At 70.5% G+C, this 14,442-nt stretch carries 16 protein-coding genes and 1 riboswitch; of the genes, 11 read left to right on the top strand and 5 right to left on the bottom strand.

All coding sequences use genetic code 11. The features are described from left to right. Positions 1 to 7 precede the first annotated feature (7 nt). Complete coding sequence (locus tag H4O22_RS10360; protein WP_425325973.1) at positions 8 to 1,192, bottom strand: IS30 family transposase; 1,185 nt, start codon at positions 1,190 to 1,192, stop codon at positions 8 to 10. A gap of 156 nt (positions 1,193 to 1,348) precedes the next feature. After that, positions 1,349 to 2,875 carry a helix-turn-helix domain-containing protein gene (locus tag H4O22_RS10355; RefSeq protein WP_182523350.1) on the bottom strand — a complete coding sequence of 509 codons (1,527 nt, stop codon included), beginning with the start codon at positions 2,873 to 2,875 and terminating at the stop codon, positions 1,349 to 1,351. A 64-nt stretch (positions 2,876 to 2,939) separates the two neighbouring features. On the opposite strand from H4O22_RS10355, the gene H4O22_RS10350 reads away from it, so the two are divergent. Both H4O22_RS10350 and H4O22_RS10345 read left to right on the top strand, forming a co-directional pair. Then, on the top strand, positions 2,940 to 3,956 hold the full coding sequence (locus H4O22_RS10350) for a zinc-dependent alcohol dehydrogenase family protein (RefSeq protein ID WP_182523349.1): 1,017 nt from the start codon (positions 2,940 to 2,942) through the stop codon (positions 3,954 to 3,956). Continuing rightward, positions 3,953 to 5,641 (top strand): alkaline phosphatase D family protein, encoded by a 1,689-nt coding sequence (locus H4O22_RS10345; RefSeq protein ID WP_182523348.1) that lies wholly within the window; start codon positions 3,953 to 3,955, stop codon positions 5,639 to 5,641. The genes H4O22_RS10350 and H4O22_RS10345 overlap by 4 nt, the downstream gene beginning before the upstream one ends. Before the next feature lie 120 nt (positions 5,642 to 5,761). Here H4O22_RS10345 and H4O22_RS10340 read toward each other — a convergent pair whose 3' ends face one another. Further along, positions 5,762 to 5,929, bottom strand: a complete 168-nt coding sequence (locus tag H4O22_RS10340) for a hypothetical protein (RefSeq protein WP_182523347.1) — start codon at positions 5,927 to 5,929, stop codon at positions 5,762 to 5,764. 191 nt (positions 5,930 to 6,120) lie between these two features. On the opposite strand from H4O22_RS10340, the gene H4O22_RS10335 reads away from it, so the two are divergent. The 9 genes from H4O22_RS10335 to H4O22_RS10295 all read left to right on the top strand — a co-directional run bounded on the left by H4O22_RS10335 (position 6,121) and on the right by H4O22_RS10295 (position 12,231). After that, the gene (locus H4O22_RS10335; protein ID WP_182523346.1) at positions 6,121 to 6,732 is read left to right on the top strand and encodes a GrpB family protein; all 612 of its coding nucleotides are present in this window, start codon (positions 6,121 to 6,123) and stop codon (positions 6,730 to 6,732) included. Next, positions 6,707 to 6,874 carry a hypothetical protein gene (locus H4O22_RS10330; protein ID WP_182523345.1) on the top strand — a complete coding sequence of 56 codons (168 nt, stop codon included), beginning with the start codon at positions 6,707 to 6,709 and terminating at the stop codon, positions 6,872 to 6,874. The genes H4O22_RS10335 and H4O22_RS10330 overlap by 26 nt, the downstream gene beginning before the upstream one ends. Before the next feature lie 9 nt (positions 6,875 to 6,883). Then, the gene (locus tag H4O22_RS10325) at positions 6,884 to 7,756 is read left to right on the top strand and encodes a phosphotransferase family protein (RefSeq protein ID WP_182523344.1); all 873 of its coding nucleotides are present in this window, start codon (positions 6,884 to 6,886) and stop codon (positions 7,754 to 7,756) included. A gap of 72 nt (positions 7,757 to 7,828) precedes the next feature. After that, positions 7,829 to 9,196 (top strand): class I SAM-dependent DNA methyltransferase, encoded by a 1,368-nt coding sequence (locus H4O22_RS20575; RefSeq protein WP_227466634.1) that lies wholly within the window; start codon positions 7,829 to 7,831, stop codon positions 9,194 to 9,196. A 93-nt stretch (positions 9,197 to 9,289) separates the two neighbouring features. Continuing rightward, positions 9,290 to 9,853 (top strand): dihydrofolate reductase family protein, encoded by a 564-nt coding sequence (locus H4O22_RS10315; protein WP_182523343.1) that lies wholly within the window; start codon positions 9,290 to 9,292, stop codon positions 9,851 to 9,853. A gap of 87 nt (positions 9,854 to 9,940) precedes the next feature. Beyond that, the gene (locus H4O22_RS10310) at positions 9,941 to 10,309 is read left to right on the top strand and encodes a VOC family protein (RefSeq protein WP_182527070.1); all 369 of its coding nucleotides are present in this window, start codon (positions 9,941 to 9,943) and stop codon (positions 10,307 to 10,309) included. A 114-nt stretch (positions 10,310 to 10,423) separates the two neighbouring features. Next, positions 10,424 to 10,768 carry a VOC family protein gene (locus tag H4O22_RS10305; protein ID WP_182523342.1) on the top strand — a complete coding sequence of 115 codons (345 nt, stop codon included), beginning with the start codon at positions 10,424 to 10,426 and terminating at the stop codon, positions 10,766 to 10,768. Positions 10,769 to 10,937: 169 nt separating this feature from the next. Next, the gene (locus H4O22_RS10300) at positions 10,938 to 11,810 is read left to right on the top strand and encodes a metallophosphoesterase (RefSeq protein ID WP_182523341.1); all 873 of its coding nucleotides are present in this window, start codon (positions 10,938 to 10,940) and stop codon (positions 11,808 to 11,810) included. 29 nt (positions 11,811 to 11,839) lie between these two features. Continuing rightward, positions 11,840 to 11,904: riboswitch (guanidine-III (ykkC-III) riboswitch) on the top strand. A 12-nt stretch (positions 11,905 to 11,916) separates the two neighbouring features. Beyond that, positions 11,917 to 12,231 (top strand): DMT family transporter, encoded by a 315-nt coding sequence (locus H4O22_RS10295; RefSeq protein ID WP_182523340.1) that lies wholly within the window; start codon positions 11,917 to 11,919, stop codon positions 12,229 to 12,231. A gap of 163 nt (positions 12,232 to 12,394) precedes the next feature. On the opposite strand, the gene H4O22_RS10290 is transcribed toward H4O22_RS10295, so the two are convergent. Continuing rightward, positions 12,395 to 13,306 carry a sigma-70 family RNA polymerase sigma factor gene (locus tag H4O22_RS10290; RefSeq protein ID WP_182523339.1) on the bottom strand — a complete coding sequence of 304 codons (912 nt, stop codon included), beginning with the start codon at positions 13,304 to 13,306 and terminating at the stop codon, positions 12,395 to 12,397. 176 nt (positions 13,307 to 13,482) lie between these two features. After that, positions 13,483 to 14,394, bottom strand: a complete 912-nt coding sequence (locus tag H4O22_RS10285) for a sigma-70 family RNA polymerase sigma factor (RefSeq protein ID WP_182523339.1) — start codon at positions 14,392 to 14,394, stop codon at positions 13,483 to 13,485. Positions 14,395 to 14,442 lie beyond the last annotated feature (48 nt).

The raw sequence follows: 14,442 nt of genomic DNA, 5'->3' as shown, positions 1-14,442 counted from the left end.
TGACGGTCTAAGCAACACCGGGCATCTTGAACGGTTCGGACAGTAGCTGGTTGAGGGCTTGTCCGGGGGTGCGCCAGCCGAGGGTTTCGCGGGGTCGGCTGTTGAGTCGTCGGGCTGCTTCGGTGAGGTCGGCGGGGCTGTACTGGCGCAGGCTGACGCCCTTGGGGAAGTACTGGCGCAGTAGCCCGTTGGTGTTCTCGTTCGATCCGCGTTGCCACGGTGAGCGGGGGTCGGCGAAGTAGATGGCCATGTCGGTGGCCATCGTGATCGGGCGGTGCATCGCCATCTCCTTGCCGTTGTCCCAGGTCAGTGACCGCTTCAGCTCCGCCGGCAAGGTGTTCAGCGTCGGCACGATCGCGTCGTGGAACTCGCTCGCGGTGTGCCGTCCAGGTAGGTGGATCAGCATCACGAACCGGGTCGTGCGCTCCACCAGCGTCCCGATCGCCGACCCGTTCTCCCGGCCCATGATCAGATCGCCCTCCCAGTGACCGGGCACCGCACGGTCGGCCGCCTCGGCGGGCCGCTGACTGATCGAGATCGTGCCGACCAGCTTCCCGCGTCGCTCCTCGGGACGGTTCTGCGGCCGGCGTTGCGCACGGCTGCGGCGCAGGTGCGCGGCCAGGTCGCGCTTCAGCGCACCGCGGGACTGGATGTAGATCGACTGGTAGATCGTCTCCGCGCACACCCGTCGTTCGGGGTCCTCGGGGTGCTCCACCGCCAACACGTTAGCGATCTGCCGCGGCGACCAGTCATCGCCCAGCTTCGCGATCACGAAGTCCCGCAACGGACCCGGCCGGGCCAACTTCGCGGTCTTCGGGCGGCGTGCCCGAGCCTCGGTGCCCTGCTGGGCACCCAAGGGCCGGTAACCGCCGGACTTGGTGGTGTTGCGAGCCAGCTCGCGAGAGACCACCCCAGGGTCGCGACCCAGTTCCCGAGCGATCTCACGCACCCCCGCACCCCCGGCACGCAGCAGCCCGATCGACTCCCGGTCCTGCAACGTCAACGGCCGACGCACCCGCGGCCCCGGCTTCACCAGCGTCGGCTTCACCCCACCAGCCTGGCGGAACCACAGGTTCCCCGCGTCCTTCGAGGCACCCAACGCCATCCCCGCCTGACCCGGCGACAACCCCGCCCGCACCAGCGACCAGAACTCCCGCCGTACCTCTCGGGGAACCAACACTCCATGCGGCACCACCACCACCCCAATCGATCAGGGTGTTGCTACGACCCGTGGACACCGCCCCGGATCACCGGGGAAACCTGATGTTCGGGGCCATCGCGATCCCTGAGAACATCAGGTTCTCCCTGAGAAGTACGCCGCCCGCCCGCCCTGCGCCGCGGACCGAACTCAGATGTCGCGGAACGGCTCGATCTGGGCGCCGAGCAGGTTGAGGCGCTCGGCGAGGTCCTCGTAGCCGCGGTGGATGACGTAGGTGCCGCGCAGCACCGAGGTGCCCTTCGAGGCGAGCATCGCCAGCAGGATCACCACGGCCGGGCGCAGCGCCGGAGGGCAGACCAGCTCGGTGCCGGTGAACGACGTGGGGCCCTCGATCATCACCCGGTGCGGGTCGAGCAGCTTGACGTGCCCACCGAGCTTGTTGAGGTCGGTGAGGTAGATCGCGCGGTTCTCGTAGACCCAGTCGTGCAGCAGCGTCTGGCCCTCCGCGACCGCGGCGATGACCGCGAAGAACGGCAGGTTGTCGATGTTGAGGCCCGGGAACGGCATCGGGTGGATCTTGTCCAGCGGGGCGTGCAGCTCCGAGGGCAGCGTGGTGAGGTCGAGGAGCCGGGTGCGGCCGTTCTCGGCGACGTACTCCTCGGAGCGCTGGTACTGCAGGCCCATCTCCTCCAGCAGCGCGAGCTCGATCTCGAGGAACTCGATCGGCACGCGGCGGATGGTGATCTCCGACTTGGTCACGATCGCCGCGGCGAGCAGCGACATCGCCTCGATCGGGTCCTCGCTGGGGGCGTAGTCGACGTCGACGTCGATGTCCTCGACGCCGGTGACGGTCAGCGTGGTGGAGCCGACGCCCTCGATCTCGACGCCGAGCTTCTGCAGGAAGAAGCAGAGGTCCTGGACCATGTAGTTCGACGACGCGTTGCGGATCACGGTGGTGCCGGGGTGCAGCGCCGCCGCCATCAGGGCGTTCTCGGTGACGGTGTCGCCACGCTCGGTCAGCACGATCGGGCGGCCCGGCTCGATCGCCCGGTTGACGTAGGCGTGGTACATCCCGTCGGTCGCCTTGACCTCGAGGCCGAACGGGCGCAGCGCGGCCATGTGCGGTTCGACGGTGCGGGTGCCGAGGTTGCAGCCCCCGGCGTACGGCAGCTCGAAGGTCTCCGCGCGGTGCAGCAGCGGGCCGAGGAACATGATCACCGAGCGGGTACGGCGGGCCGCGGCCTCGTCGATGTGCCCGAGGTCGAGGTCGTGCGGCGGCACGATCTCCAGGTCGTTGTCGGCGTTGAGCCAGCGGGTCTGCACGCCGAGGCTGCCGAGCACCTCGAGCAGGCGGTTGACCTCCTCGATCCGCGCGACCTTGCGCAGCGTGGTGCGGCCGCGGTTCAGCAGCGAGGCGCAGAGCAGCGCGACGCCGGCGTTCTTGGAGGTCTTGACGTCGATGGTGCCGGAGAGCGTCGTGGGCCCGGTGACGCGCAGGTGCGTCGGCCCGGCGCCGACGGCGACGATCTCGGAGTCGAGCGCGGCGCCGATGCGGGCGAGCATCTCGAGGGAGAGGTTCTGGTGGCCCTTCTCGATCCGGTTGATCGCGCTCTGGCTGGTCGCCAGGAGCTCGGCCAGCTGCTGCTGGGTCAGGCCCCGGTGCTTGCGGGCGTCGCGGATGAGATTCCCGATCCGGCCCTTGTATCCCTCGCTCATGCGACCAAGATAACTCACATGTGAGATACCGCCAATCGTGGACGCGCCTGCAAGGATTGCCGCCATGCGAGCCACCACGATCCACGGCCCCGGGGACATCCGCGTCTCCGAGGTCCCCGACCCGACCATCGAGGCACCCACCGACGCGATCGTGAAGGTGACCGCCGGGTGCATCTGCGGCTCCGACCTGTGGCCCTACCGCGGCGAGAACGACATCACCGAGGGCGCGACCATCGGGCACGAGTGCATCGGCGTGGTCGAGGAGGTCGGCGCGGCGGTCACGTCGTTCAAGCCCGGCGACTTCGTCATCGTGCCGTTCGACCACTGCGACGGCACCTGCCCGCACTGCCTGGCCGGCGCGCACAGCGCGTGCGTCAACCTCGGCATGACGGTGAGCGGCCAGGCGGAGTACGCCCGGGTCACCCAGGCCGACGGCAGCCTGGTCGCCACCGACGGGATGCCGGACGCCGCGCTGCTGCCGTCCCTGCTCGCGCTCTCCGACGTGATGCCGACCGGCTGGCACGCCGCGGTCTCGGCCGGGGTCCGCCCCGGGGGCACCGTCGTGGTCGTGGGGGACGGGGCCGTCGGCCTGTGCGGCGTGCTCGCCGCCGCGACGATGGGGGCGGAGAAGATCATCGCGATGTCCCGGCACGCGCCCCGCCAGGAGATCGCCCGCGCGTTCGGCGCCACCCATGTCGTCGCGGAGCGCGGCAAGGAGGGTGGCGCGATCGTCAAGGAGATCACCGAGGGCATCGGGGCGGACGCCGTCCTCGAGTGCGTCGGCACCGACGACGCGGTGCGCACCGCCTTCGGCGTCGCCCGGCCCGGCTCCACCGTCGGCTTCGTCGGCGTCCCGCACGGCGTCCAGCTGCCGGTGCGCACGATGTTCGGCAAGAACGTCGGCCTCGCGGGCGGCATGGCGCCGGTCCGCCGCTACCTCCCCGAGCTGCTCGGGCTGGTGCTCGACGGGACGATCGACCCGGGGCGGGTCTTCGACTCCCGGCTGCCGCTCGACGAGGTCGCCGAGGGCTACCGCGCCATGGACGAGCGCCGCTCGATCAAGGTCATGATCGAGCCGTGAGCGGCTCCGACGTGCTCAGGCTCGGCCCGCTCCTGCGGTACGTCGACGACACCACGGCCACCGTCTGGGTCGAGACGACGGAGGCGGCCACCGTGGTCGTCGCCGCGGGGGACCGCGCCGCGACCACGCGCACGTTCGCGGCCCACGGGCACCACTACGCGCTCGCCGAGCTCGACGGCCTGGAGCCGGGCGGCCACCACCCGTACACCGTCGACGTCGGGGGAGTGCGGGTCTGGCCGACGCGGGAGCAGGAGTACGGCGAGAGCGTGATCGCCACGCTGCGTCCCGGGAAGCCGCTGCGGATGGCGTTCGGCTCCTGCCGGGTCAGCGTCTCCCACGACGAGGAGGGCCACGAGGCCCACGGCGTCGACGCGCTGCGCGCCTACGCGATGCGGATGGCGGGCATCACCGGGGACGGCGACGGCCAGGACACCGGCGGGTGGCCCGACCTGGTGCTGTTCCTCGGCGACCAGGTGTACGCCGACGACACCAGCGTGGAGATGAAGCGCTTCATCGAGGAGCGCCGCGACCCCAGCGAGTCGCCCTGGTACGAGCTCAAGGACTACGAGGAGTACGCCCACCTCTACCGCCTCGCGTGGAGCGACCCTGCCAACCGCTGGCTGCTGTCCACCCTGCCGAGCGCGATGATCTTCGACGACCACGACATCCGCGACGACTGGAACACCAGCCTCAGCTGGCGGCGCGAGATGGAGCAGACCGACTGGTGGCACGAGCGGGTCGTCGCCGGGCTCGCGTCGTACTGGGTCTACCAGCACCTCGGCAACCTCAGCCCGGCCGACCGCGCCGAGGACCCGCTGTGGCAGCGGATCTCGACGTACGACGGGGAGGCCGAGCTCGACATCAGCGCGGAGCTCGACGAGCTCGCCGACGCCGCCGACCAGCGCCCGGACTCCTACCGCTGGAGCTTCTCGCGCGACTACGACACCCAGGCCCGGCTGGTCGTCATCGACTCGCGCGCGGCGCGGGTGCTGGAGCCCGAGCGCCGCTCGATCCTCGACGACGAGGAGATGGCCTGGCTGGACAAGCGGATGCGCGGAGACGTCGACCACCTGCTCGTCGGCACGTCGCTGCCGTTCCTGCTCGCGCCGGCGATCCACCACGCGGAGTCGTTCAGCGAGGCGCTCGCGACCGGGCGGTTCGGGCGGTGGCTGCGGCCGGCGGGGGAGTCGCTGCGCCAGGCGGCGGACCTCGAGCACTGGGCGGCCTTCCAGGAGGGCTTCGCGCGGGTCGCGCGGATGGTCCTGGAGGTGGGGTCGGGCCAGCGGGGACGCGCGCCGCGGACGGTCACCTTCCTCTCCGGCGACGTGCACCACAGCTACGTCGCGGAGGCCGAGCCGGATCCCCTGGAGAACGTCGAGGTGACGACCCGGATCATCCAGGCGGTGTGCTCGCCCATCCGCAACCCGTTGCCGCGGTTCATGCGCGGGGTCACCGCGCTGGCCGGCAAGGGCCGGGCGCGCCCGACAGGAGCGCTCACCCGCGGGCGGATGCCGCGCTCGCCGCTGCGGTGGCGGCTGACCAAGGGTCCCTGGTACGACAACAACCTCGCCGTGCTCGAGGTGCTGCCCGACGGGCTGCGCCTGGAGTGGTGGTGCGGGCGCGTCGAGGACGACGACGACCGGCCGGCGCTCCGCAGCGTCGCGGTCGTCGAGGGGATCGGCTGAGGTCAGGCGGGGCCGGGAGTTTCATCGGCCGGCCGATGAAGCTCCCGCCTGGACGATGAACCTTTGTCGTCCCAGCGTGAGCTTCGTGGTGACGCGACCCATGCGGCGAGGCCGGCGGCCTCAGGCGGATCGGGGCTGAGCAAGCAGCTGGCGCTCGCCGGGCATCGCCACCGGCGGGCAGGTGCACGCGTCGCCACACGCCAGGAACGTGTGCGTCCCGTGGCCGCAGCGCGGGCAGGGCAGGTCGTGCGAGAGATGGACGTCGTTGGTCTGGACGGTGTCCCACATGGTCGGGCTCCTTCCTCTCGTCGTGGTGGCCGGGGTTCTCCTGAAAGTACGGCCGGCCGGGGACAAACCTGCGGAGAACACCCACGACACCCCCAGGATTGGCCATCCGAGGTGTGCTGTCGGAGCCGCCGGGTGCCGTCGGCGCTGAACGCCGACCTGAACCGGCCCGGCCGCCGCCTAGGCTGACGCGCATGCCGAGCCGCCAGGACATCGTGACCTTCCACGACCCGCCGGCACCTCCGGGGGAGTCACCCTGGGTCGACGGCGCCGGGCCGGAGGTCGGGGTCGACCTCGCCGACCCGCACCCGGCCTGGCCCGACGCCTTCGCGGAGATCGCCGCGCGGATCCGGGACGCGTTGGGCTGGCGGGCGATCTCGATCGAGCACGTCGGATCGACGTCGGTGCCCGGCCTGGTCGCCAAGCCGATCATCGACGTCGACCTGGTCGTCGCCGACCCGACCGACGAGGCGGCGTACCTCCCGGCGCTCGAGGCCGCCGGGTTCGTCCTCCGGGTCCGGGAGCCCTGGTGGTTCGAGCACCGGGCGCTGCGCCTGCCGCAGCCGAGGTGCAACCTGCACGTGTTCGGCCCCGACAGCCCCGAGCCGGTCAAGCACCGGATCTTCCGCGACTGGCTGCGCGGCAACGCCGACGAGCGCGCCCGGTACGCCGCGGCGAAGCGCTCGGCTGCTGCCGCCGCCAACGCGCAGGGGGAGCACACCATGCAGTACAACGCCCGCAAGGAGCAGGCGGTCCGGGAGATCTACGACCGGGCCTTCCGTGCCGCCGGGTTGGTCACCGACTGACGGTCGACCCGCGACGCCGTGGCTGTCCGACGCCCAGCTGCGCTGGCTGGTCGACCGGCTCGCCGAGCTGATGGCCGACCTCGCTGCGGCCGTCGTCCGTCGCACCGGGGAGACCGAGGTGCTGGGCGCCGACAACGGATAGCCTCATCCGGTGCCTCCGGACCTCGGTCAGCTCAGTCCGCGGCAACGCGAGCTGGTGGACCGCTGGCTGCCCGGCGCGACCGTCGAGCGGGACCACAGCTGGGGACTGGTCGGCACGACGGTCCTCGAGCTGCGCGGGCCGGACGGCGCCTCGTACGTCGTCAAGGCCGGCGACGCCGGTGACCACCACATCGCTCGCGAGCACGCCGCGCACCGCCAGTGGCTCGAACCGTGGACGTCGATCGGGCGCGCACCGCGGCTGGTGCACGGCGATGTCGAGGCCAGGCTGCTGGTCACCGAGTACCTCCCGGGGGAGCTCGTCGAGGGGACCGCGCACGAGTGGGATCCCGACACCTATCGCCAGGCCGGCGGGCTGCTGGTGCGCCTCCACGGGCAGTCCGCCGTGCTCGACGACGGCGAGTTCGAACGGCGGCAGAAGGAGGAGACGCTCGCGTGGCTGGGTCGTCCGCACCGGATCGCTGCCGAGACCGCGGCAGTGCTGACCGAGGAGGTCGAGACCTGGCCGAGCCCGCGGTCGGTGGTGGTGCCGACGCACGGCGACTGGCAGCCGCGCAACTGGCTCGTCCACGAAGGACATGTCGGAGTCATCGACTTCGGGCGCGCCGACGTCCGGCCGGCGTACACCGATCTCGGACGGCTCGCCGCGCAGCAGTTCCGGACCCGGCCGGAGCTCGAGGAAGCCTTCCTCGACGGGTACGGCAGCGATCCTCGCGAACCCGACACCTGGCTCAGGCTGCGCATCCGCGAAGCCGTCGGGACAGCAGCGTGGGCCTTCAAGGTCGGGGACGAGGCGTACGAGCAGCAGGGGCACCGGATGATCGCGGACGTGGTCGAAGAGCTCCTCGCGAACACCGGCGACTGAGAAGCAGCCATGCGTGCCCATCTCGGGGTCATCCCCGATGTGGCGGGACTCGGGCTCGCCTAGGTTCAGGTGATGACCGAGATCAGCCTCGAGGACATCGTGCACGCGGTCTTGAGGTCGGACCACGACGCCGCAGAAGACTCGATCGAGATCGCCCGCGAGGAAAGTTCAGGCGACGACGCCGTGGTCGCCGTGTCCTTCCGGACGACCGAGGGCGACCCCCGACGCGCTTTCCTCAGCCTGACTCGTGACCGCGAAGGAGCGTGGCGAGCCTCAGGTGGTTGGTCGGGCGGTCCGGGCGCGCCAGGACCCGACGAGGTCTTCGTGACCTCCGGCGGGTGGGGCTGCAGCGGATCCAGACAGCACGCCGTGCTCGGTGGCTGGGTCGCCGAACCGTCGGCGTTCACCGCACGGCTCGCCGACCCGACGACCGGTCAGGTGCTCACAGACCAGGTCGTGAACGAGGTCGTCGTCTTCATGTCCCCAGGAGAACTGCCACTCCGGTATGCGCAGGTCGAACTGCTCGACCAGAGCGACACCGTCCTCCGACGAGCTCCCGTCTACCGCACTGCGCCGCGGTCAACCCGGCAGTCGCCGACCATGCAGGAGGTGGGAGGGGGAGTGGTTCGTCGAGGCCGCCGGCACGGAGCCCAGAAATCAGCTGGCAGCGTGCACGCACCTGGCGAAACGCTCAGTGCCGTGACGACCAGCGACGTGTGGGACGAAGAGACCGCCGCCAGGTACGACGCCGACGCCGAGGTTCACTTCGCCCCAGATGTGCTGGATCCAACCCTCGACCTCCTCGAGCGCCTGGCTGAGGACGGTCCAGCATTGGAGTTCGCTATCGGGACCGGCCGGGTCGGGATCCCGTTGGCAGCGCGCGGCGTTCCCGTGACGGGAATCGAGCTGTCCGAGCCGATGGTGGCGCAACTTCGCCGCAAGGTGGACGAGCAGCAGATCCCCGTGCTCGTGGGGGACATGGCCACCACGGCGGTGCCCGGCGCCGGGACATTCTCGCTCGTCTTCCTCGTCTGGAACAGCATCTCGAACCTACGAACACAGGCCGAGCAGGTGCAGTGCTTCAAGAACGCGGCACATCACCTCCGGCCAGGCGGTCGATTCGTCATCGACCTCTGGGTGCCGCCGATCCAACGGCTCCTACCTGGCGAGGAAGCAGTCCCCATGAGCGTTGGCGAAGGCCACCTCGTGTTCGACACCTATGACCTGCTCACCCAGGAATGCACGTCGCACCACTACCACCGGGACGACGAAGGAACCGTTCGGTACGGGGCCGGGCACTTCCGGTACATCTGGCCGGCTGAGTGTGACCTCATGGCTCAGCTGGCTGGCTTGGAGCTCGAGTCACGGTGGGCTGACTGGAAGGGGAGTCCGTTCCTGGCCACCAGCGACACCCACGTTTCTGTGTGGCGCAAGACCTGACCAAACGCATCGCCGTCCGGGACCGACCGATGACTTCTCGACGTCCTGCTGGTCTGGTTGTGCCGAGGACCGACTCACGGGGAGGCTGACGCCGTGCGGAAACTGACCTACGGCATGAACGTGAGCCTGGACGGCTACACCGCCGCGCCCGGCGACGACATCGGCTGGGGCGTGCCGAGCGAGGAGATGTTCCAGTGGTGGTCGGACCGGGTCGGTGCGACGGGCCTGGCCCTGTACGGACGCAAGCTGTGGGAGGCGATGAGCTCCCACTGGCCGACCGCCGACCAGCAGCCCGGAGCCACACCGGCGGAGATGGAGTTCGCCCGTCGCTGGCGGGACATGCCGAAGGTGGTGTTCTCCTCGTCGACCGGCGCGGTCGACTGGAACACCCGCCTGGCCACCGGTGACGCGGTCACCGAGATCACCCGGCTCAAGGGCGAGGACGGCGGCCGCATGGACATCGGCGGCGCCACGCTCGCCGCGGCGGCCATGCGGGCCGGACTGATCGATGAGTACGTGCTGGCCACCGCACCGGTCCTGGTGGGCGGCGGCACGCCGTTCTTCACGGCCCTGGACAACTGGGTGAACCTGAGCCTGGTGGAGACCCGGCAGTTTCCTGACGGTGTGGTCCTGACCAGGTACGAGACCAGACGCTGAGCGCTACCAGTCACATCCCCTTCTGCCACCGAGAAGCGAAATCAGCGATCATGGCGACCATGGTGTCTCGCACATCGAAACTTCTGTATCGACGCGATCGATCCGTACTCCCAGGTCAGATGGTGGTCAGAGGTGTTGGAGGACTTCCGACTCCTCGACGAAGCGGAGATGGGGCCCGACGAGGAGGAGTGCTGGCTGGTGGGACCCGATGACCGCGAGATCATCTTTGCCCGGGTGCCCGAGACGAAGACGGTGAAGAACCGTATGCACCTCTGCATTCGCCCGACCGACCGCACCCGCGAGGAGGAGGTCGACCGGATCATGGTGCTGGGCGCCACGTTCGTCGACGATCGGCGCGACGGACCTGACAAGGGGTGGGCGGTGCTCGCAGACCCAGAGGGCAATGAGTTCTGCGTCCTCACCCGTTACACCCCAGGGCCTGACGAGCGAGGGTGACCTCGCATCCGAAGCGGGAACGGGAGCTCGTTAGCCGGGAGTATGAGATCCGGCGCCCTGGGCGACTCACTCGATACCGTTCTCACCGGAACGGCGAACGAGGGGGGCTCGGGCATGGCTGTGCAGGCAATCGACCTTCGGGTTGACGACGTTTCGGCGGCAACTCAGATGCTGTCCGCGGCGTACGGATGGCGCGTCCTCTCGGACGACCCGAACTTCGGGGAGCTGGACGCGGGCGGTCTCCGCGTGATGCTTTCCCGGGACGCCATGGTCCCGTGGGGCGAGCTCAACGGCTTGATCCTTCACCAGTACGTCGACGACGTCGGGGTGGCCGTAAATCGCGCCGTCGCTGCAGGAGCAGAGCTGCTCGCTGGGCCTCTCCGGACTGACTGGGGCACCGAAGCCGCCTACCTTCGCGGGCCTGACCAACTCATCGTCGACCTGTGCCGCGATGTCTGATCGGCAACGCCAGTGACGGATCTCCAGCGGGGTGCGCGGCCGCTCTCGCAGATCAGAACACTCCCGTTGATTCTTCGCCGATAACTGACATTATGTCAGGTTCTGCGTTTCGGGGGGTCCTGGATGATGATTCTCCGACCGCCTCCACTCCCCAGCTCCCGGGAGCGTCATGACTCGCATCCTGCACCTCTCGGACACGCACGTGTCCGCCAGCGGGCCCGACATGGACGGGGTCGACGCCGTGGCGGCGCTCGATCAGATCCTGCTCGACGCACGCCACGTGCCGGACCTCGACGCGGTCGTCGTCAGCGGCGACATCGCCGACGACGGGTCGGCCGCCGGATGTCAGATGGTCCTCGACCGGATCGGCTCCTTCGCGGCCGAGCGCGGTATCCCCCACATCTACAGCACCGGGAACCACGACGCCCGGGATCCCTTCCGCACGGTGCTCGGCAGCGGGCACCTGGGCCCCGACGGCGCTGATCGCGGCGAGCCGCTCGCTCCCGAGGCCGACCTGTGCGCGGCGGTGAGTCATCTCGGTGGGCTCCGCGTCATCACCTTGGACAGCCTGGTCCCCGGTTCCGTCCACGGCCTGCTCGACGAGCACCAGCTGGAGCGCCTCCCGGCGACCCTGGCCGACCCCGCACCGGCCGGAACGATCCTGGTGTTCCACCACCCACCCCTCCACCTGGCCTGGGTCCCGAACGTGGCCAGGGTCGTCCTCCAGAACATCGCGGACCTCGAGCAGGTCGTCCGAGGAAGCGACGTCCGCGCCATCCTCACCGGCCACCTGCACTTCCAGCTCAGCGGCCAGCTGGCCGGCATCCCCGTCTGGGTGACGCCGGGTGTGGTGACCCGCATCGACACCACGGCACCACCCCACCTCGTCCGCGGCGTGCTGGGCGCCGGCGCGACCGTGGTGGAGCTCCCCGACGGAGCCGACCCGGCGTTCCATGTGCTCGTCGCCCGCGACCCACGCGCGGGCGAGCAGGTCTACCTCTACGACGCCGCGAGCGGTGCGGAGGTCGTCGAGCCGCCGTGACCGGCGCTACCGGGCGCGCCGTACGATCGAGTCCGAGCCGTCAGGGCTCGACCGGACGAGGGAGCCGTACCCGGAACGCGACAAGACGGCCACGCGGGAGCTCCTCATGGCGTGGTTCGTGCTGGTCCTGTCCGGTGTCCTCGAGGCCGTCTGGGCGACGGCGCTCGGCAAGTCCGAGGGGTTCTCCCGCCTCGTCCCGACCCTGGTCTTCGCGGTGGGGATCGTCCTGAGCATGGGCGGGCTCGCCTACGCGCTGCGCACCCTGCCGGTCGGGACCGGGTACGCCGTGTGGGTGGGCATCGGCGCCGCGCTCACCGTGGCGTACGGCATGGCGTCGGGGACGGAGGCGGTCTCCCCCGTCAAGATCGTGCTGCTGATGGGTCTGATCGGCTGCGTCGTCGGTCTCAAGCTGAGTCACTGAGCGGCCTGAGCCGACCTCAGCGGACGTGCAGTGTGGCGCGCTTCTTGGCCCGGAACACGTCGGACCCGACGTGACCGCCACCGTCGTTGTACGGAGTCACGCTGATGGTGGCGACCGCGAGCAGCGCAGGGACGGCTCCGAGGCGGGAGGAATGACGCATCTGTCAGGCCGACGCGCTGAGGGTGGCGCGGCGGGCGCGGGCGCGGCGTACCGACATGTGCTCGTAGCTGCTGGCGGGGGTACGGCGGGCCTCGACCTGGCGGGCGGCGACCGCGGTGACGTAGGCCTCGCGGCGACGGGCGACGACGCCGGTGGGGCGGGTGGCGGGGCGGACCGCGGCCGGCTCGAGCGCGGCGTTCATCGCGTCCTTGAGCAGCACCAGTGCCTCGGCGCGCATCTGGGAGATCCGCGACTCGGTCACGCCCAGCTCGGCAGCGAGCTCGGCCATCGGGCGCTCGTCGAGGAAGTAGCCCTCCACGACCGCGCGCAGCCGCTCGGGAAGCTCGACGATCGCGGCCTCGAGGTACTGCAGACGCTCGGTCATCTCCACCGCGGCGTCCGGTCCGGGCTCGACCGAGGGCACCAGCTGGGCCAGGGACTGCTCGGCCTCCCCCGCGTCCAACGAGACCACGCCGGCGCGGGCCACGTCCTTGGCGCACCGCTCCACGACATCGACGCTGACACCGAGCATGGCGGCGACCTGGTCGTTGTCGGGCACCCGACCGTCCTGGACCGCCAGGGTGTTGCGCGCCGACTCGATCTCCCGGCTGCGGCGACGTACCGAGCGCGAGGCCCAGTCCACCGAGCGCAGCTCGTCGAGCAGCGCACCGCGGATCCGGGTCGAGGCGTAGGCCGCGAAGACCACTCCCCGCTCGGGCTCGAAGGTCCGCGAGGCCTTGACCAGCGCCACCAGACCCGCCGAGCGCAGGTCGTCACGGTCCACGTGCGCCGGCACCCGGGCCAGCACCTCACGGACCAGGTGACCCACCAGCGCCACGTGCGACTCCACCAACGCGTCACTCTCGATCCGCGTCAACGTGCCGGTCAGCGCCTGTACCTGCTCCCCCTGCGTCATGCCTCCATCACAATCGACGCGATTATGAAGAACGACAACACCTCGTCAAGGAATCCTCAAGATCGGGGCCCATTCCTCAGGAAGACGTCCTGCCGGACGGTGTGCAACGCCCGTGACGCACCGCGGGCCCGCCACCAGCGGTGACGGACCCAGGGGCGTGGCGCGGAGCCGGGGGCTCAGGCGGACGCGCTGAGGGTGGCGCGGCGGGCGCGGGCGCGGCGTACCGACATGTGCTCGTAGCTGCTGGCGGGGGTACGGCGGGCCTCGACCTGGCGGGCGGCGACGGCGGTGACGTAGGCCTCGCGGCGACGGGCGACGACGCCGGTGGGGCGGGTGGCGGGGCGGACCGCGGCCGGCTCGAGCGCGGCGTTCATCGCGTCCTTGAGCAGCACCAGTGCCTCGGCGCGCATCTGGGAGATCCGCGACTCGGTCACGCCCAGCTCGGCAGCGAGCTCGGCCATCGGGCGCTCGTCGAGGAAGTAGCCCTCCACGACCGCGCGCAGCCGCTCGGGAAGCTCGACGATCGCGGCCTCGAGGTACTGCAGACGCTCGGTCATCTCCACCGCGGCGTCCGGTCCGGGCTCGACCGAGGGCACCAGCTGGGCCAGGGACTGCTCGGCCTCCCCCGCGTCCAACGAGACCACGCCGGCGCGGGCCACGTCCTTGGCGCACCGCTCCACGACATCGACGCTGACACCGAGCATGGCGGCGACCTGGTCGTTGTCGGGCACCCGACCGTCCTGGACCGCCAGGGTGTTGCGCGCCGACTCGATCTCCCGGCTGCGGCGACGTACCGAGCGCGAGGCCCAGTCCACCGAGCGCAGCTCGTCGAGCAGCGCACCGCGGATCCGGGTCGAGGCGTAGGCCGCGAAGACCACTCCCCGCTCGGGCTCGAAGGTCCGCGAGGCCTTGACCAGCGCCACCAGACCCGCCGAGCGCAGGTCGTCACGGTCCACGTGCGCCGGCACCCGGGCCAGCACCTCACGGACCAGGTGACCCACCAGCGCCACGTGCGACTCCACCAACGCGTCACTCTCGATCCGCGTCAACGTGCCGGTCAGCGCCTGTACCTGCTCCCCCTGCGTCATGCCTCCATCACAATCGACGCGATTATGAAGAACGACAACACCTTGTCA

It is taken from the genome of Nocardioides dongkuii (assembly GCF_014127485.1).
Taxonomy (GTDB): domain Bacteria; phylum Actinomycetota; class Actinomycetes; order Propionibacteriales; family Nocardioidaceae; genus Nocardioides; species Nocardioides dongkuii.
This window is presented reverse-complemented; position numbering and strand designations above follow the sequence as displayed.